This is a genomic window from Fructilactobacillus fructivorans (assembly GCF_001434095.1).
Taxonomy (GTDB): Bacteria; Bacillota; Bacilli; order Lactobacillales; family Lactobacillaceae; genus Fructilactobacillus; species Fructilactobacillus fructivorans.
In genome coordinates, this window is sequence record NZ_AZDS01000004.1 from 111,927 (window position 1) to 133,039 (window position 21,113).

20 protein-coding genes are annotated in these 21,113 nt (G+C 41.8%); 7 read left to right on the top strand and 13 right to left on the bottom strand.

What is annotated here, in order from left to right; all coding sequences use genetic code 11:
* Nucleotides 1-80: 80 nt before the first annotated feature.
* Entirely contained in the window at nucleotides 81-1,070 is a 990-nt protein-coding gene (locus FC73_RS05115; RefSeq protein WP_010022965.1) for an NAD(P)/FAD-dependent oxidoreductase, read from the bottom strand.
* Between the two features lie 151 nt (nucleotides 1,071-1,221).
* Here FC73_RS05115 and FC73_RS05120 point away from each other — a divergent pair, with 151 nt between their 5' ends.
* Entirely contained in the window at nucleotides 1,222-2,181 is a 960-nt protein-coding gene (locus FC73_RS05120; RefSeq protein ID WP_010022966.1) for a nucleoside hydrolase, read from the top strand.
* A 55-nt stretch (nucleotides 2,182-2,236) separates the two neighbouring features.
* Here the strand turns inward: FC73_RS05120 and FC73_RS05125 are convergent, their stop codons facing one another.
* Nucleotides 2,237-3,043: a Cof-type HAD-IIB family hydrolase gene (locus FC73_RS05125; RefSeq protein ID WP_010022967.1), complete on the bottom strand. Its 807-nt coding sequence runs from the start codon at nucleotides 3,041-3,043 to the stop codon at nucleotides 2,237-2,239.
* 60 nt (nucleotides 3,044-3,103) lie between these two features.
* Nucleotides 3,104-3,502, bottom strand: a complete 399-nt coding sequence (gene spx, locus FC73_RS05130) for a transcriptional regulator Spx (RefSeq protein WP_010022968.1) — start codon at nucleotides 3,500-3,502, stop codon at nucleotides 3,104-3,106.
* Nucleotides 3,503-3,703: 201 nt separating this feature from the next.
* Here spx and FC73_RS05135 point away from each other — a divergent pair, with 201 nt between their 5' ends.
* A complete protein-coding gene (locus FC73_RS05135; protein WP_010022969.1) occupies nucleotides 3,704-5,245 on the top strand; it encodes a bifunctional metallophosphatase/5'-nucleotidase in 1,542 nt (513 codons plus the stop codon).
* Between the two features lie 42 nt (nucleotides 5,246-5,287).
* Here FC73_RS05135 and rny read toward each other — a convergent pair whose 3' ends face one another.
* Nucleotides 5,288-6,880, bottom strand: coding sequence for a ribonuclease Y (gene rny, locus FC73_RS05140; RefSeq protein ID WP_056936299.1), 1,593 nt, complete (start codon nucleotides 6,878-6,880; stop codon nucleotides 5,288-5,290).
* Nucleotides 6,881-7,010: 130 nt separating this feature from the next.
* Here rny and FC73_RS05145 point away from each other — a divergent pair, with 130 nt between their 5' ends.
* Nucleotides 7,011-7,418 (top strand): helix-turn-helix domain-containing protein, encoded by a 408-nt coding sequence (locus tag FC73_RS05145; RefSeq protein WP_010022974.1) that lies wholly within the window; start codon nucleotides 7,011-7,013, stop codon nucleotides 7,416-7,418.
* A gap of 9 nt (nucleotides 7,419-7,427) precedes the next feature.
* Complete coding sequence (locus tag FC73_RS05150) at nucleotides 7,428-8,273, top strand: hypothetical protein (RefSeq protein WP_056936300.1); 846 nt, start codon at nucleotides 7,428-7,430, stop codon at nucleotides 8,271-8,273.
* A gap of 191 nt (nucleotides 8,274-8,464) precedes the next feature.
* On the opposite strand, the gene FC73_RS05155 is transcribed toward FC73_RS05150, so the two are convergent.
* Nucleotides 8,465-8,938: a hypothetical protein gene (locus tag FC73_RS05155; protein ID WP_010022977.1), complete on the bottom strand. Its 474-nt coding sequence runs from the start codon at nucleotides 8,936-8,938 to the stop codon at nucleotides 8,465-8,467.
* 15 nt (nucleotides 8,939-8,953) lie between these two features.
* Nucleotides 8,954-9,373 carry a hypothetical protein gene (locus FC73_RS05160; protein ID WP_010022978.1) on the bottom strand — a complete coding sequence of 140 codons (420 nt, stop codon included), beginning with the start codon at nucleotides 9,371-9,373 and terminating at the stop codon, nucleotides 8,954-8,956.
* A gap of 137 nt (nucleotides 9,374-9,510) precedes the next feature.
* Between FC73_RS05160 and FC73_RS05165 the strand changes: the two genes are divergently transcribed.
* Both FC73_RS05165 and FC73_RS05170 read left to right on the top strand, forming a co-directional pair.
* Nucleotides 9,511-9,951 carry a universal stress protein gene (locus FC73_RS05165; protein ID WP_010022979.1) on the top strand — a complete coding sequence of 147 codons (441 nt, stop codon included), beginning with the start codon at nucleotides 9,511-9,513 and terminating at the stop codon, nucleotides 9,949-9,951.
* A gap of 54 nt (nucleotides 9,952-10,005) precedes the next feature.
* On the top strand, nucleotides 10,006-10,887 hold the full coding sequence (locus FC73_RS05170) for an RluA family pseudouridine synthase (RefSeq protein WP_010022980.1): 882 nt from the start codon (nucleotides 10,006-10,008) through the stop codon (nucleotides 10,885-10,887).
* A 55-nt stretch (nucleotides 10,888-10,942) separates the two neighbouring features.
* Here FC73_RS05170 and FC73_RS05175 read toward each other — a convergent pair whose 3' ends face one another.
* From FC73_RS05175 to FC73_RS05190, 4 genes are all read right to left on the bottom strand, one after another.
* A complete protein-coding gene (locus FC73_RS05175) occupies nucleotides 10,943-13,351 on the bottom strand; it encodes a phosphoketolase family protein (protein WP_010022981.1) in 2,409 nt (802 codons plus the stop codon).
* Between the two features lie 236 nt (nucleotides 13,352-13,587).
* Complete coding sequence (gltX, locus tag FC73_RS05180; protein WP_010022982.1) at nucleotides 13,588-15,093, bottom strand: glutamate--tRNA ligase; 1,506 nt, start codon at nucleotides 15,091-15,093, stop codon at nucleotides 13,588-13,590.
* 137 nt (nucleotides 15,094-15,230) lie between these two features.
* Nucleotides 15,231-15,956: a GntR family transcriptional regulator gene (locus tag FC73_RS05185; RefSeq protein WP_029327210.1), complete on the bottom strand. Its 726-nt coding sequence runs from the start codon at nucleotides 15,954-15,956 to the stop codon at nucleotides 15,231-15,233.
* 115 nt (nucleotides 15,957-16,071) lie between these two features.
* On the bottom strand, nucleotides 16,072-17,676 hold the full coding sequence (locus FC73_RS05190; protein ID WP_010022986.1) for an Nramp family divalent metal transporter: 1,605 nt from the start codon (nucleotides 17,674-17,676) through the stop codon (nucleotides 16,072-16,074).
* 112 nt (nucleotides 17,677-17,788) lie between these two features.
* Here FC73_RS05190 and FC73_RS05195 point away from each other — a divergent pair, with 112 nt between their 5' ends.
* Nucleotides 17,789-18,289, top strand: a complete 501-nt coding sequence (locus FC73_RS05195) for an aminoacyl-tRNA deacylase (RefSeq protein ID WP_010022987.1) — start codon at nucleotides 17,789-17,791, stop codon at nucleotides 18,287-18,289.
* A gap of 34 nt (nucleotides 18,290-18,323) precedes the next feature.
* Here FC73_RS05195 and FC73_RS05200 read toward each other — a convergent pair whose 3' ends face one another.
* The 3 genes from FC73_RS05200 to FC73_RS05210 all read right to left on the bottom strand — a co-directional run bounded on the left by FC73_RS05200 (nucleotide 18,324) and on the right by FC73_RS05210 (nucleotide 21,109).
* On the bottom strand, nucleotides 18,324-18,965 hold the full coding sequence (locus FC73_RS05200) for an HD domain-containing protein (RefSeq protein WP_010022988.1): 642 nt from the start codon (nucleotides 18,963-18,965) through the stop codon (nucleotides 18,324-18,326).
* A gap of 73 nt (nucleotides 18,966-19,038) precedes the next feature.
* The gene (locus FC73_RS05205) at nucleotides 19,039-20,010 is read right to left on the bottom strand and encodes an AEC family transporter (RefSeq protein WP_010022989.1); all 972 of its coding nucleotides are present in this window, start codon (nucleotides 20,008-20,010) and stop codon (nucleotides 19,039-19,041) included.
* Nucleotides 20,011-20,137: 127 nt separating this feature from the next.
* Nucleotides 20,138-21,109, bottom strand: a complete 972-nt coding sequence (locus FC73_RS05210; protein WP_010022990.1) for an AEC family transporter — start codon at nucleotides 21,107-21,109, stop codon at nucleotides 20,138-20,140.
* Nucleotides 21,110-21,113 lie beyond the last annotated feature (4 nt).

Here is a 21,113-nt window from a genome sequence, read left to right on the forward strand (position 1 = left end):
AAATTACAATCAACACCATCATAGCATCATGTTAACGTTTTCACAACATTGCCAAGGTTAATTTCAACAAGTTCCTTAGTTTATTTTCGATGTAATGAAGTACTGTGAACAGGACCCCTTCGATCAGGATAAATTTCCTTCATCAAAACGTTAATAGCCGTTGGCGCCTCACCAAAACCCGTTGCGATCAAGTCTTGCTTACCAGGATAAGTAATCTGATCCCCGATGGCAAATACTCCCGGCACACTCGTCTCAAACGTCTGGTTAACCTCGATTAAACGATGATCCAACGCTGGCTGAATCTGCCACTCCTTGAGTTGCCGATTATTAGAAATGAAGCCATAGTTCACTACCAGGTCATCAACCATCATGGACATCTCGTCGTCTTCCGTCTTGACTTTCTTGCTGGTGACTTTCAGTCGATTGTCAACTTCATCCAATCGTTTAATTAAATATGGCGTAACGACCTTAACTGACGACTCTTTTAAGCGATCCACCATGTATTCGAGACCACGAAACTCATTACGACGATGAAGTAGGTACACCTTATTAGCAACCTTCTCCAACATAAGTGCCATGTCAACAGCCGAATCGCCGCCCCCAGCAACCATGACGTCCTGATCCTTAAACTGATTTAAATCATTGATACTATAAAAGAGGCGTTTCCCGGTCAACTCCTTGGCGTTATCAGCCCGCAACTCACGTGGTTTAAAGGCCCCATTCCCGGTCGCAATTATCATGGCCTTACTTTTGGTGACCCCATGATTCGTCTCAATCTCAAAATAATCATCTTTTTTGACCACGTCAGTAACCTTGGTATCAACTTTCTGATCAACATCCATCGTATCTAGTTGTTTCTGAAGTCGGGTAATGAGTTCATCACCCGTGACCCCAACAAACCCCGCAACATCTAAAATGGTCTTTTCGGGGTACAGGGCTTTCACCTGTCCTCCAAGTTCAGGAAGACTTTCAATAATCTGGGTTTGGGCGTCCCGTAACCCAGCGTAAAAGCCTGCAAACATGCCGACGGGACCCCCGCCGATAATCGTAATGTCGTACATCTTTTCCATTTTTATCACTCTTTATCTAAATTTAACTTCAATCAAAGTTTACCATGCCAATTAGAAATAATGAAAATCAATCCATTTTCTGTCGCATTTTACTCAAGTTTAAAGTATTATAAAGTTGTACTGGAACTGAAGTTAGACAGGAGGACTTTAAATGAGTACCAGAAAAATGATTCTAGACCTCGACACTGGAATTGATGACTCAATGGCTTTAACCTATGCGGTTGGCGATCCAGCGATCGATTTAATTGGGGTTGTTGCTTCATACGGTAATATCGAAGCGGAACGAGCTGCGGTTAATACTTTAAAGATTTTAGACTTACTTGGTGCTTCAAGCGTTCCGGTCTTCATTGGAGAAACTCATCCCCTAAGTGAAGATTACGTGCGCATGCAGGTCAGTGCTGATATTCACGGTGAAAATGGGATTGGGAACGTTCCTCTTCCCGATCCAAGTGGCTCCGTTCAAGACCAAAACGGGGTCGACTTCATGATCGAATCCGCCCAAAAATATGGCAACGATTTAACCATTGTCCCCACTGGTCCTCTTACTAACCTAGCCAAAGCGATCAAACAAGCTCCTAAAGCAATGGCAAAAGTTGGCAACGTTACCCTAATGGGTGGAGCTTTAACCGTTCCTGGGAACGTCACTCCAGTTGCCGAAGCTAACATCAATCAAGATGCCATTTCGGCTAACGAGGTCTTTACTAGTAACTTAAACATCAACATGGTGGGTCTGGATGTGACCCTTAGGACCCTTTTGACTAAGAAAGAAACCCAACAGTGGCGTGATTCGAAAACGACAGCTGGTAAAAAAATGGCTGATATCGTTGATTTCTACATCAATATCTACGCTGATATGTATCCAGAACTTGGCGGGTGCTCCTTACACGATCCACTAGCAGTTGGTGTGGCGGTCGATCCTAGTTTCGTCAAGTTCATTGATATGAACATGGTGGTCACCACTAAACCTGACGCATACTACGCCCGCACAATCGGTGACAAGAATCGTTTAGACGACCCTAATACCAACGTTAAAGTGGCCGTGGCGGTTGACTCCAAACGGTACTTAAAAGAATTTATGAAGAATATGAATAACGCGTTTGCGACAATGTAAATAGACTAAAAATGAGCTAAACAATCGTTTAGCTCATTTTTATTGCATATGATGCTTATTTCACTTTAAAATACTTCTGCAAGAAAGCGGCTACCCCATCGTCATCATTCGACGTGGTTACGTCCGTCGCGATCTTCTTGATTGGTTCCTGGGCGTTGGCCATGGCAACTCCGACTTGCGCCTTCTTGATCATGCCAGCATCGTTTTCGGCATCTCCAAACGCCATCAAGTTAGAAAAGTCATCACCATAATGACTCAGAAGGGCTCCCAGTCCATAAGCCTTATCAACGTTAGGAGCCAAAAACTCTAAGATTTTGGGCTGTGAACGCACGATATGATAATGGTCCCGAACGGTCGCTGGCATATCCTTGACGGCTCGATCCAACACATCTGGTTCGGCCGCAATAACCGCCTTCGAATAACTTTCATCGGGCATTTCAGAAAACTTCGTTGGCACAAATTGCATATCAGCATTCAACATTTGTTGGTAAATGGATGGTTTAAGATCAGAAATGGGATAAACCTGAGTGAAATCCAAAATGTCTAACGGAAAGTCATTCTTATTAGCATATTCGTACAACGGTTTGAACGCATCCCGGTTCATCCCACGTTTAAACAACTCATGCTTATCGGTATTACGAACCACTAAACCACCATTGAAGGTAATGGTGTAGTCATCAGGATCATCAAGGCCCAGTTGTTTAATGTACTTCCAGATGGCATTGATCGGTCGTCCGGTACAAAGAACCACTTTAATCCCCTGTTGATGTAACTTTTTTAGTTCGGCTTCATTTACTTTACTGATCTTCTTATCACTGGTAAGCAGCGTGTTGTCGAGATCGAGTGCGATCATTTTAATCATTTTTATTCCTCGTTATTTATATTATTCATAAAAAAACGCCCAACTGGGCGTTTTCTTTGTTTAAGAAGTCAACTTTGACTCTAATTGTCTCAACTCTGCCTCACGAACATCGCGTGGTAAGAATCGTCTAATTTCTTCTTCGTTGTAACCAACCTCAAGTCGTTTGTCATCAAAGATGATCGGACGCTTGATTAGGTCGGGGTACTTAACTAATAGATCAACTAATTCTGTCAAAGATAAATCATCTAAGTTAAGATGAAGTTTCTTAAAAACGTTTGATCTTGTTGAAATAATATCTTCACTACCATTTTCCGTTAAACGAAGAATTTGTTTTACCTCGTCAGCGTTAAGTGGATTAGAATTAATGTTTCGTTCCTTAAATGGGATATTATGATCTTTCAACCAAGCACGTGCTTTTCGACTTGATGCGCTGCTTGGTGCAACATATAAATTCAACATATAATAACCTCCTCATGTCTAACATTGAACATGATGCGTTTAAATAGGTACACGTGTACTTATTAAACAACTAAATTGTATCATATATCCCGACTTCGTCAACGGTCTTTTGAACTTAAATAAAGCCCGATTTCTAGGTTTTATTTACACTTTCGTTAATAAATATTATAATTTTATTATATAAAAGGGAGAGGCCAAACTATGAAACTCAAAATACTATGTACGAGCGATATTCACGGTTATTTAGCGCCAACAAATTACGTTAAACCAAATGAAAACATGCCCTTTGGTTTAGAAAAGGCAGCAACTACAATTAAGCAGGAACAAAAAGATTCCGACCACACTTTAATTTTAGATGATGGTGATTTTTTGGAGGGCTCGCCTCTTGCCTACTATTCGGCTGAAGTCGTTAAACATCCGAGTGCCAAACCCATTAATGCGGCATACGACACGATTAACTATGATTTTGGTTCCCTTGGAAATCACGAATTTAACTATGGTCAAGCCTACCTTAAAGACACCATTCAAAACACCAAGCGCCAGTTTGTGTGTGCCAATATTCTAAACGAAAATGGCGAGCCAGCGTTTGGCAAACCATATGCCATAAAGGACTTTGGTGATCTAAAAGTCGGCGTACTAGGACTGACCACCCAGGCCATTAATCAGTGGGAAAATAAGGCTAACGTCAAGGGACTTCAGTTCAAATCAGGACTTGGGACAGCACAAAAATACGTTCCCATTATGAAAAAAGAGGCTGACATTATTGTCGTTCTGTATCATGGCGGCTTTGAACGCGATAAAGCGGGCAAACTCAGTGAAAAGTTTACCGGTGAAAATGAAAGTTACCAAATCTTAGAACAAGTTCCTGGAATCGATGCGTTAGTAACTGGTCATCAACATCGCAAGTTAGCCAATCATCTCTTCGGCGTCCCATACGTTCAACCAGGTCATCGCGGAAATTACGTAGGTAAGATCACTCTTGATATTGATGACGATAAAAAAGTTACCAACAGTGACGCTAAACTCATCTCAACAGCGCAAAACAAACCCTATCAACCAACTAAGAGCATTGTCGATCCCATTGATCAACAAGTTGAACGGTGGCTCTCAAAGCCACTTTCCAAAATTAACGGCAGTCTTCGTTACAAGGACCCATTTAAAGTTCGGACCCAAGGTTCATCGTTCATCAACTTCATTCAAAGGGTGCAAATGGAAACCATGGGAGTCGACATTTCGGCCACTGCCCTTTTCACCGATGAGGCCCATGGATTCGAAAATCCCATCACCATGCGTAACATCATTACCAATTATGTTTACCCGAATACCCTCGCTGTGTTAAACATTAACGGTAAGGATCTAAAAGCCGCCCTTGAAAAGACGGCCGAATACTTCGCTTTAAAAGACAAACAGATCATTGTTAATCCAGCCTACAGTTATCCCAAACACAGAGATTACAACTATGACATGTACGCTGGCATTGACTACACCATCGACGTCTCCAAACCAGTTGGATCACGAATCACGAATCTGACCTATCACGGTCGTCCCGTAAAAGATCAGCAACCACTTAAAATCGTACTAAACGCGTATCGCGCTGTCGGTGGCGGCCACTACTCCATGTACGATGAAAGTAAGATTGTCTCTTACAACACCATTACCATGAGTAATCTCATTGCCAAGTACCTTCAAAGTCATCCAATCATCGATGCCAACAACCGCCAAAACTTTAAAGTTATTTCATAAAAAAATTCCTTATCACTTTAATTTACGTGATAAGGAATTTTTTTATCCAGCTTTTTTCTTTTTATTATTTTTAGGCTTACCGCCAACGTACTGAACCGCCTGAAGTTGTCTAATCGTCGTCACTTTAATCTTACCAGGATACGTTAACTCATCCTCGATTTGATCTTTAACCTCATTGGTTAATTCGTCGCTGCCAGCGTCGTCAACCTTTTTCGGATCGACCATGATTCGGATCTCTCGGCCAGCTTGAATGGCATAACTATCTTTAACTCCAGGATGTTCGTTCGCAATCTTTTCCAGACTCTTCAAACGATTAATGTACTCTTCCACGGATTCACTTCGGGCGCCCGGTCGAGCACCTGACATCCCATCAGCCACCGCAACTAAGACGGCGTACGGATTATCAGGTTCAACATCACCATGATGAGAAGCAATCGAATTAATCACAATGGGGTCTTCATCATAGGCTTCGGTCAACTTCACACCAAGCTCAACGTGGGTTCCAGCAACCTCGCGATCAATCGCTTTTCCAATATCATGAAACAATCCGGCCCGCTTGGCCATTCGGACGTCTAATCCTAGTTCCGCAGCCATGACAGCAGATAGTTCCGCTACTTCAATGGAATGTTCAAGAACATTTTGGCCATACGAGGTCCGAAATTTAAGGCGTCCGACCGTCTTCATCAGATCAGGATGGACCCAACCCAGGTGTAAGTGACTTACAGTCATCTCACCGGTCTTTCGAAGTTCATCTAAAACGTCCTGTTGCGTCTGATTAACTTCGTTTTCAATCACACCATTGTTCACCTGCTTGATAGCCAGTAAATCATTAATCGAATTCCTCGTAATTTCCCTTCGAACGGGATCATTAGTACTAATGATTAGGGTTTCTGGATTTTCAGGATCAAAGATTAAATCAACTCCAGTCAGAGTTTCAATCAAGCGTAATCGCTGATCATCTTTTCCAGCAATCTTGGCACGCATCCCCGCGTCTGGAATGATAACCGAGCGTTCAATATGATCTCTTGGAACATCGATAGGGCCACTTTGAACGGCCTCAATCATTAAATTCTGAGCCTGCTTGGCTGCATTTAACGTCACTAGGTCGTTATTTTCTTTCACAGTGGTATCAAAGTCTCGTTTTAAATCAGCTTCAAGGCTCGCCAAAACGAGTTGCTTAGCTTGATCCTCCGTCAGCTCACCACGTTCGTGGATAACCTGTCTTCGTTGTTCCTCAAGTTTAACAACATCATTGCGCGCTTTTTTTAAGTTTTCCACCAGCAAACCGTTATTATTCTTCTTGGTTGCTAACGCAGCTTCTGATTTATCTAATCGAGCGATGGAAGTTTCTAAGCTCTTTTCTCTGTGGTCAACTCGCACCGTCCGGCTCTGATTCTCTTTTACCTGAGCGTTGAGCTCGCCCTCTTCTTCTTTTCGATACTGTTCAGCAGATGCTTTACTCTTACTTTCGAGCTTTCTTTTGGTATCATCGATCTTAACTTGGTTATCATCTTTGATCTTATCAGCAGCATTTCTAGCCGTTGCAAGCCCCTTGTAAACGTGGTTTCTGCGGATATAATAACCGACTCCCGCACCGCCAAGGACTGCGATAATAACCACAATGGAAGTTATCAATTGGACACTTCCTTTCTTTTCAATTCATTTTCATCTAATTAAATAATAACATTTAAATCTTTATTTTAAAATAAGTCACTCGTGCTTTTTGATGATATCATGAAGTATAATGGTATTAAGGAGTGATTCTATGTTTCCTGAAAGACTCAGAGCTTTACGAACCGGTCAGAAAATCACGCTAACTGACCTTGCAACCGGATTAAACACCATGTTTCCCACTGACAAAGAGCACGAGAATACGGCTTCCCAGATTGGGAACTGGGAACGTGGGATTCGTAATCCTTCTTATATTGAAGTGAAAAAGTTAGCCGAATTTTTTGGTGTGTCAATGGACTATCTAAGTGGTCGCGTTGATCATGAGGAGTCGGATCTTTCCAAGTTATTTATCTCAGGAAAGCAACTCTTCTTTAACGGTGAAGCCATCAATAATAACGATCGCTACGAGATCTTTCAGTTGATTAACGGGTATCTTCACGGGAAACAAAACCGCGGCGATGATCATGAAAATCAACAGGAATCACTTGATTTACATTACTAAGGAAATTATATGGATAAACGCAAACTCATAAAAAAACTAAAAAAGAATCATCAATTAAAACGAGCCACACCGACTTACATCACTAACATGGAACACTATCGGGATGAATATCGGGAATATCCTGAGATTAAGTACCTGATTAACAACGTTCTGGCAGCTGACAAACTGCTCACCGCCGGTCGCTTGCCCCAGGATCTTCCCAAAATGATCCTACCGGATAACATTCAAGACCAGATTTACCAAAAGATTAACTCGAAGTATGAGATGGATGACCCCAAAGGCGATCAGGAATGGAATCAGCTATCGGCTGACCTTCCGGCACTTGACAAACAGCTTCGTGACTTCCGGGACTATCTTGAAAATCAGTTTGGCATGTGGGCCTACATTTCTTCATCGTTTACGTATCACTTGGCCCAATACCTGAACGGACACCCTACTTTAGAAGTAATGGCTGGCAACGGCTACATCTCGAAGGGACTCCGTGATAATCATGCTGATGTGATCGCAACAGATAGCTTGGAATGGAAAAATGAGAACGAGACTGGTCGCCATCCGGTTACTAACGTTGAGCAATTATCAGCACTTGATGCCTTTCATAAGTATCAGGATCAGATTGACTACGTTATTATGTCATGGTCTCCTGATGGGGTTCCCATTGATGATGAACTCTTACAGGCCATTCGTAAGGCTCCACGTGACATTAAACTAATCGTGATTGGCGAAAAAGACGGAGCAACGGATTCGAAAGCGTTCTGGCAAGATGTTCATCTCTATGATGACGAGGGAATTAAGAATCTCAATCAGCATTATTCAAACTTTGATTTAATTCAGGACCACGTTTATTTAGCAAAATAAAAGAGCCTCCAACAAAAGTTGGAAGCTCTTTTTGGCATCTGAACTAGTCAGACGGACTAGCGAAGTGTTCACATCACTTGCTAATCAAACCATCTGCAATCCGGCAGGTAAACATGGTTCCCACAAATCAGACTAAAAAGTCTGTTCGGCTCGTCGCACGAAGTTAGTGTGGCATACTTTGAAATTAATTACTAATCAGAACGCTTGCCATCCTGCTCATTTGCAGCAATCTGATCCAGTTTATCCTGGGTCCAGTCAACAAACTGGGCAAGGTAGGTTCCGTCGGGGTCTTTCACAAAGCTCGTTGAATCAGCTAACTCATCAATTCGCATTTTAGAACGGTTAACGTCTGGTGAAACGATAATCATGTAGACGTTAATGGGTTTCATCCCATCCCCAACCGTGATCTTAGCGATGTTTTTAGCGTAGTCTAACGGCAAGTTAATGACCGAAGTCTGCAGTTCCAACTGGATATCATGATCAGAAACCTTAATACTGGCACTGGCAATGCTGTCCTCTTTCAGATTTGTCGCGATAAAATCCGTCATTTTTTTCAAGTTACCCTTTAAATCAGCTTCGAGCGCCTTTAACGTCATTTCCGTTGCTTGCTTTTGAAAATCATCGTTTCCAGCTGCTTCCACAAACTCTTTTTCGTCAATTTCCATTTTGTTCACCTAACTTTATTTTCTAAATTTCATATAATGGGCCACCCGCTCCTTGGTCGTGGCCTTTCTAACCTGGTACGCAATCGTAAACCAGTAAACGTTCACCATAATCGCTACGATCACTAGCACGATCACCGCAATTTTTAGTGGCCAGCCCGTGTGACTGATTGTAATCATGGCGATGATTGCCGCAATCAGCCCAATGGTGTAGATCACCTGCACGGCTGCCAACAAATAGTATCCCAGTCGACTTCGAAACGCAACCAGAATCATAGGAATCAGGTACATAATCGCCGCAATGGCCGAAGTTCTGATCAGACCATTGACACTTACCCTGACCGTCAATCGCATTACTGGCAGGGTCATGATTACGTTTACTATCCAAAACAGGACCAATGAAATTAATGCCCACGTCAGCGTCTTTTTTCTTTTCATTTTTACCCATCCTTTTAGGTTAAGTATAACGAACTTCGCAATTTGATACCAACAATTTTTGATTTGGCTAAATCCGTTACGTAAAACCCTAAAACATGGTATAGTTAGTGTATAAGAAAACAAATGAGGTGAGCTAAATGGCCAAGAATTACAAGAGAATTTTAGCACCGGTCGATGGTGCTGAAGACACAATGCCTGTTATGAGTCGTGCGATTACAATGGCTAAACAAAATGACAGTCACTTAGATATTTTAAACGTAATTGAAGTTAACCAATTCAACCGTAGTTACGGGGATGCAATTACCGCCGACGCTGTTTACCAGTTAACTGACAAGACAAAGAAGATTCTTGAAACTTTGAAACAACAAGCAACTGATGCGGGTGTTTCCGACGTATCAATTCATATGCGTTTTGGAAATCCTAAAAAAGTCATTGCCAAGGAATTTCCAAGCGATCACCACGATGATTTAATTATCATTGGTGCTACTGGTCTCTCAGCCGTTGAACGATTGATGGTTGGCTCGGTCACTAGCTACGTTACACGTGCCGCAAAGCAAGACGTGTTAGTCGTTAAATAGTCATCATTAGTTTTGTCCACTTTTTTAGTGGGCTTTTTTATTTTGAGGAATTTTATGAAGAACTGGAAATATCAATTAATTGTACCTAACATAGCCGAAACCACCGTTCGTGAATATTTACACGAATATCTCCTTATTCCTAAGCATCTAATCTTTTCCCTTAGAAAAGCTCAGCGGGTTCTGGTCAACGGCAGTTATCGTCCCATGAACTTTCCGATCCACACTGGTGATCGGGTCATGCTCGATTTTATCCCTGCGGATTTCCAAACTCCCTTTCCGCATGTTATTCCCGATGCGACGAAGCCACTAAAAGTGGCGTACGAAAATGAGGATCTGCTGATCGTCAACAAAAATCGGGGTGACAAGACCCACGCTAACCAGCCTGGCGAAGTTGGCACCACGTTAAATCAGGCAGAAAATTACCTGCAACCAGCGGCCGATGCCCACATGGTTCATCGGCTGGATCAGCAAACCAGCGGAGCTCTCATCATTGGGAAGAATCCGGCGGTGGTTCCGATCCTCGTGCGCATGATTAAGGATAAAACCGTTAAACGGACCTATCTTGCTTGGGTTCATGGCAGGTTAAACCAGCCAACTGGAGTGATTAATGACCCGATTGGACGCGATCCTAATGATCGGCGTAAACGGAAAATTAATGGAGTTCACGCCCAGTCTGCCCTTACCAACTATCGTGTAGTTCAAAGTGGAACGACCTCTACCCTAGTTTCCCTCCAACTACAGACCGGACGAACGCACCAGATTCGGGTGCACCTGGCATCCATTGGACATCCAATCATTAACGATCCCCTGTACGATCCAAACGCTCAGCCTGGTCATCCAATGCTTCTTCATTCTTGGAAAATCAAAATGCTAACACCATTTTATTATCAGCCTTTAGCGGTTTCTGCCCCACTGCCACCTAAATTTAATATGTAAACAAAAAGAGCGAACTCATAAGAGTTCGCTCTTTCTAATTAATTAGTTCAATTAATTATTTTTTAGCTGGTTTTCTAAGTGGTTCCCATTTCCAGTTTTCAACTTCTGGCAAGTCAGTACCATACTCTCTGATGTAGTGGTCGTGCTTGTCCAGCATGTTGTTCATGTCTTGGATAAATCCAGTACCCTTAAGGGCATATTCTGGAATATCAGAAACAACTTCCTTAGACAGGTTGAATCTATCTAATTGGTTCAAGACACGCATGTCAAATGGTGTAGTAATGTCACCATTTTCACGGTATCCATGAACGTGAACGTTCTTGTTGTGACGATCGAAGAAGATAGTTCTGATAATGTCTTCGAAACCGTGGAATGCGAATACAACTGGTTTGTCTTTAGTAAAGAGTTGATCGAATTCCTTGTCGCTAATACCACGAGGGTCTAGTTCAGGGTTACGTAACTTAAGCAAATCAACAACGTTGATGTAACGAATCTTCATTTCAGGGAAACGCTTGTGCAAGATTGAAATTGCGGCAAGAGTTTCAAGAGTTGATTCAACACCAGCAGATGCCATAACAACATCAGGTTCTTCACCATTGTCAGTTGAAGCCCAGTCAATGTAACCGAGACCATTCTTAGCAAGGTTTGAAGCTTCGTCAATGTTAAACCATTGTGGACGTGGGTGCTTTGAAGTAGTGATCAAGTTAATTCTTTCATAACTATCAAATGCTTCGTTACCTACAGCCAATAATGTGTTTGCATCAGCTGGGAAGTATTCACGGATGAACTCAGGTTTCTTCTCAGACAAGTGGGTAATCATACCTGGATCTTGGTGAGTGTAACCATTGTGATCTTGTTGGAATACAGTTGAGGAATCGATGAAGTTCAATGCAGGGTACTTGTTTCTCCATTCGAGTTCAGAAGCTTTTCTCAACCACTTGAAGTATTGAGTAAGCATTGAATCTACAACTCGACCGAAGGCTTCGTAAGTTGCGAAGAATCCATGACGACCAGTAAGGGTGTATCCTTCAAGCCAACCTTCATCTTGGTGTTCTGATAATTGTGAATCAATCAAACGGCCATAGTGAGCCATGTACTCATCATATGGTGGGTTGATGTTTGGCATCCATTGACGACGAGTAACATCGAAGAGGTGCCATAATCTGTTAGACCATGTTTCATCAGGACCGAATCCACGGAAGTTATTAGGATTTCTCTTAGTAACATCACGTAGCCATTCTGACCAAACAACCATGTCTTCGTTTTCAGTAGCACCTGGAGTCTTGATGTCAAGAGCGTAATCACGGTAGTCAGGTAAGTCTAATGGCTTAGGGTCGATACCACCGTTAGTGATTGGGTTGGTTGACATCCGTTTGTCACCCTTAGGAGCTAACTCTCTAAGGTATGGCTTTAAAGTACCATTTTCATCAAATGATTCTTCAGGTTTGTAACTCTTCATCCATTCTACGAATTCATCAGCAGTACCCATGTCGTTTGCTGATAGTGGAATTGGAACTTGGTGAGCTCTGAATGATCCTTCAATTGGAAGGCCTTCAGCGTTCTTCTTAGGACCAGTCCAGCCCTTAGGTGAACGGAAGATGATCATTGGCCATTTTGGTTCTGTAGCAGTTTCTGCAGTTTGGTTCTCACGAGCGTTCTTTTGAATTGCTTTAATTTCTTCAATTGAAGCATCCATAACTTTAGCAAGCTTTTCGTGAGTTTCCATTTGGTCAGTACCGTAAGGCATGTTGGTTTCAACGAAACGAGGCTTCCAGCCCATACCTTCAAAGTACTTAGTAATGTCTTCGTCAGTCATACGAGCTAAGACAGTTGGGTTAGCAATTTTGTATCCGTTTAAGTTAATGATTGGTAAAACAGCACCATCAGTAACAGGGTTGATGAACTTACTTGACATCCATGAACCAGCCAAAGGACCAGTTTCTGATTCACCGTCACCGATTTCAACGGCAGCGATAACATCAGGATTATCAAAGATTGCACCAACACCATGTGAAAGTGAGTAACCTAATTCTCCACCTTCATGAATGGAACCTGGAGTTTCAGGTGCAGCATGTGATGCAATTCCACCAGGGAATGAGAATTGCTTGAATAGTCGAGCCATTCCGGCTTCATCTTGAGAAATTTTTGGATAGATTTCTGAGTAGCTTCCATCCATGTATGAATTAGAAACCATAACTTGGCCACCGTGACCGGAACCTTCAATATAGAACATATTGAGGTCGTACTTGTTAATGACACGGTTCAAATGGGTGTAAACAAAGTTTTGTGAGGCAATTGTTCCCCAATGTCCAATTGGCTTAACCTTTACATCTTTAGAAGTCAAAGGCTTCTTAAGCAAAGGATTAGCACGTAAAAATAGCTGACCTACTGACAAGTAATTTGCAGTATTCCAGTATTGTTGCATTTTTTCAAAATATGATTTGGAATCATAATCTACTGCCATGCTATAACACTCCTTTTAAATAATCGTCAGCTCGAAAACGAACTGAATCTAATCTGTTTTTGAAAGCGCCAAACTTATTGGCTTACCTACAACAACTATGATAAAGACTTTTGGTGAAATGTCAACCAATTCGACAATTGATACGAACCAATTTTGAGGCCCCTAAAACCCCCAATTTCAAGCCTTTTTTTGCAAGAAAAAAGCCCTCATTTTTGCAATTGAAGGCTGAAAATATTTTATTCAATTCCACGAAGTGCTTTATTAATTAATGCACTAATAACTGATGGTGAAAACAGCCCCATAATTTGGGCAACTTGAGGAGCTGAAGTATCACCTGTAAAGATGACATTTAATGGGAAGTAAAGTTTCTTACCCTTCATCCCAGTTTCTTTGCCAACTTCGTTTACAATCGGACCATAATCCAGTCCCTTATTTTGACCATTTTCACTGGCTTCATGAATCTTGTCTTCCAAAGCGTTAAATAATTTTTCCAAATCTTCGTGAGAAAAATCATTTAGTTTTGAGTAGTCAATGTCCTGGCCCAGGATGTTGTAATAGAAGTCTACGTATTCCATGATCTCAGTCAACTTGAACACACTGTGCTTATAAATATCAATGACATGTTCAGCGTAGTCATGGAGGTTCGGAATATCATCTTCCTGAATCTTTTTGGCAATTGGGGTCTGACCCTCTTCAACTAGTTCAACCACGCGATCAGCAATCTCACTTGACGACATGCTCTTAATGTATTGTGAGTTAATCCAGTCGAGCTTGTGCTGGTCAAAGAATGCTGGTGACTTTGACATCCGTTTAGGGTCATAGGCTTTGATCAGTTCATCCTTGGTGAAGATTTCTTTTTCACCAACTGGAGACCAACCCAAGAAGGCAATAAAGTTAAAGATGGCTTCGCGTAGATATCCTTCGCGCTTATATTCGCTAATAAACTGAAGGGTATCCTTATCTCGCTTACTTAGTTTCTTACCAGTCTTGGGATTGTAAATCAACGAGATGTGACCAAAGTTAGGGTGTTTCCAACCTAAAGCATCATAAACGGCCATTTGTTTTGGCGTGTTAGCAATGTGGTCGTCACCCCTTAAAACATCGGTAATGTCCATCAAATGATCATCGACAACTACGGCAAAGTTATAAGTTGGAAGTCCATCACTCTTTTGAATGATGAAATCGCCACCTAAATTATCAGAGTTAAATTCAACTTTGCCTCTTACAATGTCATCCCATTCGTAGGTGTGATCCTTTGGAAGGTGCAAACGAATTGTGTATGGTAACCCCTTGTCTTCAGCAGCCTTGATATCTGCTTCCGAAGCACCATACCAACGACCATCATAATGAGGAGCTTCCTTATTAGCGCGCTGCTTATCACGCATTTCTTTTAGTTCATCTTCGGTAGCAAAATCTTTGTATGCGAGGCCCTTATCCATGAGTTCAGTAATGTACTTATCATACAGGTCTCTTCGTTCGGTCTGATGATATGGGGCATACTTAGGGTTGGGCTTATCAGGACCTTCATCCCAATCAATTCCTAACCACCGTAAGTTGTCCATCTGACTCTTTTCACCACTGGCAACGTTTCGCTTTAAATCAGTATCTTCAATTCGAAGAACCATCGTTCCACCGAAGTGTTTTGCAAACAAATAATTAAATAAAGCCGATTGTGCATTTCCAATGTGTAAAAAACCAGTTGGGCTTGGTGCATATCTAACTCTAACGTCCTTTTTTGCCATCATAATACTTCCTTTTTTGCCAACATTGGCACTCTTTTAAATCTTTATGTACATTAAAATTCAACTAATGTACGTGACTACAACAACTTTATTATATCACTTTTGCGAATTTCAAAAAAATTAGGAATGACCATCATTTAATTGTTTAAATCCACAAACGTATTGTAATTAAAGTACTTGTAATGAATCCGCATGTTCGAAATCTCAAACGGTGTTCCATCATCAAGAAAGAAGATTCCACCCATGATCACCACTGGCTCAGTTGGTTTTAACCCTAAGAGTCTCTGGTCTTCTGTGGTCGAGGGTTGGGCCTCAATTGACATGTATGATTTCGTTCCCGTTTTGTTAAGTTTCTCCTCTAAATAGTTAAAAATCGAACCACTCACTACCCGCTCATTCATCTTCGGAGCTACCTTTACCGGGATGTAGCCAGACTCAATAATGATTGGTGTGGAGTCAACCGACCGCAGGCGCTTAATCTCATACACCTGATCTCCGGGATTTAAGAATAGGTCCTCCGCAATTTCAGCAGTTGGTGAAACGACTTTAAACTCTAAGAGATCAATCTTAGGGTCATAGCCCTCCGTCTTCAGGTTGTTGGTAATCCCCAGGTTCGAACCCTCATAACTAAAAATGGATTTATTCTTCAAATACAGAGGATTGATGAAAGTTCCCGACCCCCGTTTTTTAAAAATAATTCCCTGCTCGGCTAGAATGCTCAGAGCCTGTTTCACGGAACTCCGACTAACATGATACTTAGCACTTAAAGTTCGCTCGTCTGGCAAGCGGTTCTGATTGAAGTAATTGGATTCAATCTTCTTTTTTAAATCATCCATTACACGTTTATAAACTAGATCAGTAATTCAAATACTCCTTACCGGACGTTTCCTACTTAACATTCTACCATACTAAGATACTAGTTCATTTTGACAAAAAAATAGAGCCTCGACAACATCGAAGTTCTATTATTGAAATTAATTATTCGTACTGATCAATTTCCTTTTCGGCGTTTTCATGTTCTCTCATGAAACGCTTATTACTCTTGTAAAGATCCCACATTACCCAGGCAAGCAAGGCCAAAACAAGAACAATCAGAATGTATGCGATTCCGTTCCCCATATCAGTCTGAGCTGGAGTTGGATTATCGCCGAAGAAGCTGACAATCTGACTTGGTAAACCATAGAGGTTCAAGAAAGTCAGTGCGATAACGGATGCCCAACCAGCAACCTTAACCCAAAGTGAGTTTACGAATCGTTTCCCACGCATCTCAAACTTGCTGTCAGTGAAGATTAGAAGTGGCAGCATTGAGAATGGTAGGGCAAAGGCCAGAAAGACCTGCGAGTTATTCATCAGCGTATTGAGCGCCTCATGTTCCTGAACCGCTGGCTTTCCACTACTCAAAAGCACACAGATAACAACTGGGATAATTGAAATGACACGGGTTACCAAACGACGGGCCCATAAAGGCATTCTCATGTGAATAAAGCCTTCCATAACAACCTGACCAGTTAAGGTACCAGTAATGGTAGAGTTTTGACCAGAAGCAAGCAATGCAACGGCAAACAGAATTGATAGAACCCCAGTCTTAGCAACACTTGCTAACAACGGGTTCGTCATGAATTGAGGATTCTTTAAAGCATCGAACAAACCGAAGAATGATGGATCTTTAACGGCACCTGACTTGAAGACTGCAACCCCCATGATCAATAGCAAAGCGTTAACGAAGAATGCCATTGATAACTGGATGTTTGAATCCCAAGCCGAAAACTTAACTGAACGTGCAACTGAATCTTCATCATTATTGTCGGTGTCACGAGTCTGTGAAATTGCTGAATGCAAGTACAGATTATGTGGCATAACGGTCGCACCAATGATACCTAAGGCACCACTCAATGGCGTCTGACCTCCAACGTATGGATGAGTTTCAACCGTTTTAATGTTTGGTACCAAGTTCAAGAAGACCTGTGACCATCTTGGGTTTGATAGAGCAACTTCGTAGGCAAATACCAAGAAGATAACACAAATCAAACAGACAACAATGGCCTCAATCTTTCTAAAACCGATACTAGTTAGAAGTAATAGTACCAAAACATCCAACACGGTGATCAAAACGGCAATCAACAATGGAATATGGAACAACAGGTACAACGCAATCGCCGCACCAATAACTTCCGCAATATCGGTCGCCATGATCGCCAACTCAGTGGTGATCCAAAGGACGATTCCTAACGTCTTACTCGTTCTTGCTCGAATGGCTTGCGCTAAATCCATTTGTGTCACGATACCAAGTTTAGCCGCCATGTATTGAAGTAACATCGCGATCAAACTTGAAATCAAGATAATTGACATCAGCAAGTATCCGAAATTCTGACCACCAGTAATTGAAGTGGACCAATTTCCGGGATCCATGTACCCCACTGCAACTAACGCTCCGGGGCCTGAATACATGAATAATGTTTTCCAAAATCCCATTCCTTCTGGAACTTTAACGGTTCCGTTAATCTCTTGAAGGGATTTACCGTTCGCATACTCGATTAGAGCATGCTTTTTCTTTGGTTCTTGTTTCTCGTCTTTTTCACTCATTTTCCTTTGCATCTCCCTTCACGTTGATTATACATAAATAAGAATTAAAAGTAAATAAAATTTTTACTTAGATTTTAGTAATATGATAAAATATCTCCGAGAGGTGAGCAGTTTGGCAAAGAAAAAGAAGAACCAAGTTCATAAAACACTAGTCGAACAAATCCTAGAAAAGCACAACATTCCGTTTCAACAGATGATTTTTGCCACCCACGCAGAAGGTGACGTCCAGCAAATTACCACCGATGAGGCCGATGTGGACCAACACTTAATTTACAAAACCCTCGCCCTAACCGGCAAAACGACGGGTCCTGTGATCGGGGTCGTTCCACTCGATGAACGCTTAAGCTACAAAAAGTTGGCGAAAGCTTCAGGAAATAAAAAAGTCGGCATGGTTCCGTTAAAAAACCTCGTTAACACAACTGGATACGAACATGGAGCTAACACCCCAATTGGAATCTATGAACAAAAGGGTTATCCCATTTACATCGATCAAGAAGCCCAAAAACAGGGTGAGATCATTGTCTCTTCTGGTCAAATTGGTCGGTCAGTAAAGGTTAATGCAGAGGCCATGGCCCAATTAGTGCACGGTCACTTTGCCGATATAACTGAATAAACTAAAACGTCGATACGATCGTATCGACGTTTTTTTATTGATCCCATTCCTGCTTGAATTCCGTTACGAAATCCCGCATGTACTGGGTTCTTTTCTTTCCAATTTGTTTAGCGGCATCAGTATTCAGATCGGATGCAATCTTGAACAGTTTTTCGTAAAAATGATTGATGGTGGTGTCATCAACTGCGTTGCGATAGGCTGCTTTAGTGGTTAAATCACGGGGCTTGATGTTGGGATCGTAAATGGTCCGTCGATGAGCACCACCATACTGAAATGCCCGCGCAATCCCAATGGCACCGATGGCATCTAGTCGATCGGCGTCCTGAACAATTTGCCCTTCCTTTGATAAGGACTGCTTGTGTTCAATGTTGTCACTAAATGACATGTGATTGATGATATCCATCACCTGGTTAATTTCATCCTGATCAAAGCCAAACTCCGTCAGCTTCGCCTTCACCTCGTCACGCTTAGCATTCGGATCAGATACAATTTTATCGTCAAAAACATCGTGCAAGTACGCCGCCGTCAGTGCAATCTCACCGTTAGCAGATTCAGTTCCCATCAGTTGAAGCACCATATTAGCCACCCGCTGAATATGGTCAAAACCGTGGCCACTCCGATCCTTGCTCATGTTTTCTTTCGCATATGCTTTGACTTTCGCAATTTTATCGTTCAATTATCTCACTCCCACAAAATAACTTACCATATTACTTTCAAACAAAAAAGAAGCCATTTAAGCTTCTAACCAATTATACGATAAAATTAATGACTTCCATTAAGATTGGAACTACTACCACAAACAACACGGTACTGGTTACCACCAGATTGGTGGCGTAATCCACGTCGCCATGCGCCTGACTAACCAGAATTGGTAGAACAGCCAATTCAGGAGTAGCGGACTGAATAACCAAGGTTCCAAACTCTGGATACGTTACCGAAATTCCTGAATGCATAAAGACCAGTAACGTTCCGATCATAATGGCCGGCGCAATCACAAATCTTCCTACTAATCCAGCAATTGTATCTTTATCAAAATGAATTGAGGAAAGGCCCGCATCAGCTAGAATGATTCCAATGTAAATTAATGCCAAGGGCGTCACAAGTCCACCGATCATGTTACAGGTCTTATCGATCCACATCGGTAGTTTCACGTTAATAATTACGATCCAAGCCAATCCGAGGATAAATCCGATCAGTGGTGGTGGAAGAATTTGTTTCAAACTAAGTTTCTTCTTACTGTCACCCTTTTGTTTAGTTGGGTCATCTCCAGAAATGAAGAAGATCCCAATCGCCCAGGTTGAGACGGTATTCATCACATAGTAAACCAGAAAATAGGTCATCCCAGAATTACCAAACAAGGCAATGTTCAGTGGTAATCCCATGAAGATCGTGTTGGCGTTCACCGACATGTTAATAAAAGCTCCTCGACGACCCTTTTTGATTCTCAAAACAAACACTAACAAAATGGCGATAAGGTATCCCAAAGTAAAACTAATTAACGTGTACAGAAGTCCACCGGCTAATCCGACCAATTTTCCCCGGTTTAAATTATCTAAGACCGAGATAAAAATCGAGACTGGCAACGCGATGTTCATAATTAGAAACGAAACGTTCCCCTTAAAACCATCCGTCATCTTTCCAGAACGACGAATGAAATACCCTAAAGCAATAATAATAACAATCTCAGCGACACTCTCTAGTGAGGCAATAAATGCGGTCACTGTTTAACCCCTCCAATTAATTAATAAATTAAGTTGTACATAGTTCTACGTTAACACTTTCAAAACCAAGCCGCGTTTTTCCCTAAATAAAAAGAAGCCATAACTCATATGGCTTCTTAATTATAATCTATACAATGAAGTTGATGATTGCCATCAAGATTGGTACCACAATCACGAACAAGATCGTACTGGTTACAACCAAGTTGGTTGCGTAATCCACGTCGCCGTGGGACTGGCTAACCAAGATTGGAAGAACAGCAAGACCTGGAGTTGCGGATTGAATTACCAAGGTTCCAAATTCGATGTTAGGAATTCCAGCACCAGTGTGCATGAAGACCAACAAGGTTCCGATCATAATGGCCGGAGCAATTACGAAACGGGCAATCAAAGCGGCGATGGAGTCCTTATCAAAGTGAATTGATGAAAGACCAGCATCGGCTAAAATAATTCCAATGTAAATCAGTGACAATGGGGTTACTAGCCCACCAATCATGTTACAGGTCTTATCGATCCACATTGGTAACTTAACGTTCACAATTAGGATCCAAGCTAATGCGATCAAGAAACCAATGAGGGGTGCTGGAAGTAATTTCTTCCAGTTAAAGCTGCCCTTACTTGAACCCTTTTCCTTAGTTGGATCGTCTCCAGAAATGAAGAAGATTCCAATGGCCCAAGTTGAGATGGTGTTCATCACATAGTAAATCAGGAAGTAAGTCATTCCAGAAGTCCCAAACAGTGCCATGTTCAATGGTAAACCAATGAAGATGGTGTTGGCGTTTACCGCCATGTTAATGAAGGTCCCACGACGACCTTTTCTGATCTTTAAGATGTACACAAGGGCGATGGCGACAATATAACCTAAAGCAAAACTGATTAGGGTATAAAGCAATCCACCTGCCAGACCCACCAACTTTCCGCGGGTCAAATTATCTAATACTGATACGAAAATTGAAATTGGCAAAGCCACATTCATGATTAAGAATGAGATATTACCCTTGAAACTATCGGCAAACTTACCCGACTTTCTCAGGAAATAACCAAGCGCAATGACAATGACAATCTCAGCGACACTTTCTAGTGAAGTAATAAACGCTGCCAATGTA

What these genes read in the sequence shown, in the direction of transcription:
- FC73_RS05115 (WP_010022965.1), bottom strand. Translation starts at nt 1,070, where the DNA reads ATGGAAAAGATGTACGACATTACGATTATCGGCGGGGGTCCCGTCGGC.
- FC73_RS05120 (WP_010022966.1), top strand. Translation starts at nt 1,222, where the DNA reads ATGAGTACCAGAAAAATGATTCTAGACCTCGACACTGGAATTGATGAC.
- FC73_RS05125 (WP_010022967.1), bottom strand. Translation starts at nt 3,043, where the DNA reads ATGATTAAAATGATCGCACTCGATCTCGACAACACGCTGCTTACCAGT.
- spx (WP_010022968.1), bottom strand. Translation starts at nt 3,502, where the DNA reads ATGTTGAATTTATATGTTGCACCAAGCAGCGCATCAAGTCGAAAAGCA.
- FC73_RS05135 (WP_010022969.1), top strand. Translation starts at nt 3,704, where the DNA reads ATGAAACTCAAAATACTATGTACGAGCGATATTCACGGTTATTTAGCG.
- FC73_RS05145 (WP_010022974.1), top strand. Translation starts at nt 7,011, where the DNA reads ATGTTTCCTGAAAGACTCAGAGCTTTACGAACCGGTCAGAAAATCACG.
- FC73_RS05150 (WP_056936300.1), top strand. Translation starts at nt 7,428, where the DNA reads ATGGATAAACGCAAACTCATAAAAAAACTAAAAAAGAATCATCAATTA.
- FC73_RS05155 (WP_010022977.1), bottom strand. Translation starts at nt 8,938, where the DNA reads ATGGAAATTGACGAAAAAGAGTTTGTGGAAGCAGCTGGAAACGATGAT.
- FC73_RS05160 (WP_010022978.1), bottom strand. Translation starts at nt 9,373, where the DNA reads ATGAAAAGAAAAAAGACGCTGACGTGGGCATTAATTTCATTGGTCCTG.
- FC73_RS05165 (WP_010022979.1), top strand. Translation starts at nt 9,511, where the DNA reads ATGGCCAAGAATTACAAGAGAATTTTAGCACCGGTCGATGGTGCTGAA.
- FC73_RS05170 (WP_010022980.1), top strand. Translation starts at nt 10,006, where the DNA reads ATGAAGAACTGGAAATATCAATTAATTGTACCTAACATAGCCGAAACC.
- FC73_RS05175 (WP_010022981.1), bottom strand. Translation starts at nt 13,351, where the DNA reads ATGGCAGTAGATTATGATTCCAAATCATATTTTGAAAAAATGCAACAA.
- gltX (WP_010022982.1), bottom strand. Translation starts at nt 15,093, where the DNA reads ATGGCAAAAAAGGACGTTAGAGTTAGATATGCACCAAGCCCAACTGGT.
- FC73_RS05190 (WP_010022986.1), bottom strand. Translation starts at nt 17,676, where the DNA reads ATGAGTGAAAAAGACGAGAAACAAGAACCAAAGAAAAAGCATGCTCTA.